At 59.3% G+C, this 991-nt stretch carries 1 protein-coding gene; it reads left to right on the top strand.

Going from position 1 to position 991, the window contains the following annotated elements:
* Positions 1-56 precede the first annotated feature (56 nt).
* Positions 57-991, top strand: a 935-nt coding sequence (locus ACRD7P_RS20910; protein WP_430909746.1) for a condensation domain-containing protein, incomplete at its 3' end; no start/stop codon positions are given.

Raw genomic sequence — 991 nt, forward strand, 5'->3', positions numbered from 1 at the left:
TTCCCTTGTCCTTCAGCCAGGAGCGTTTGTGGTTCCTGGACCAGTTGCAGGGCAGTTTGGAGTACCATATTCCCATGGTGATGCGTTTGGAGGGGGCCTTGGACGTATCCGTACTGGAGTCCTCCATGTCGGAGATCGTTTCTCGCCACGAGGTCCTTCGCACGGTGATCGTTTCCGATGACGGTGTGGGCTGGCAGCAGGTGATGGGTGCCGATGGCTGGTCGCTCGACGTGGAGGGCATATCGGACCGTTCGCTGCTCGATGGCAGCATCGACGATTTCGTGGATATGCCCTTCGATCTTTCCTCGGATTATATGTTGCGCGCCCGGCTGTACGATCTTGGTTCCGACGAGTATGTTCTTGCCACCGTGCTGCACCATATCGCGAGCGATGGCTGGTCGGAAGGTGTCATGATGGGCGAGTTCCTGGAGATCTACGAGGCCTTCAGCAGTGGTGTTCCCGCTTCGCTCCCCCCGTTGCCCATCCAGTATTCGGACTATGCGATCTGGCAGCGCGGTTACCTTGAGGGGGAGCTCCTTGACGGGCAGTTGTCGTATTGGGAGGCTATGTTGAGGGGCGGTTCCGTGCTGGAGCTTCCCACGGATTATCGCAGGACACCGGATACGGGCAACGAAGGGGGCAACATCACCTTGGAGCTGGACGCGGATCTTTCCGAGGGGCTCCTGTCGCTTTCCCGTAAGGAGGGCGCGACGCTGTTCATGACCTTGTTGTCGGCCTTCAAGGTTCTTTTGTCCCGTTATAGCGGTCAGGAGGACATCAGTGTTGGGACGCCCATTGCGAACCGGACCCAGGAAGAGCTCGAGGGGCTTATCGGTTTCTTCGTGAACACCCTGGTGCTCCGCAGCGACCTGGGCGGGGATCCCAAGTTCCGGGAGTTTTTGGCCCAGGTACGGGAGACGACCCTTGGCGCGTACGACCACCAGTTGGCGCCCTTCGAGAAGGTGGTCGAACGGGTGGTCAAGACACGGGA

This window comes from Maribacter sp. 2-571 (assembly GCF_050589625.1).
Lineage (GTDB): Bacteria > Bacteroidota > Bacteroidia > Flavobacteriales > Flavobacteriaceae > Pelagihabitans.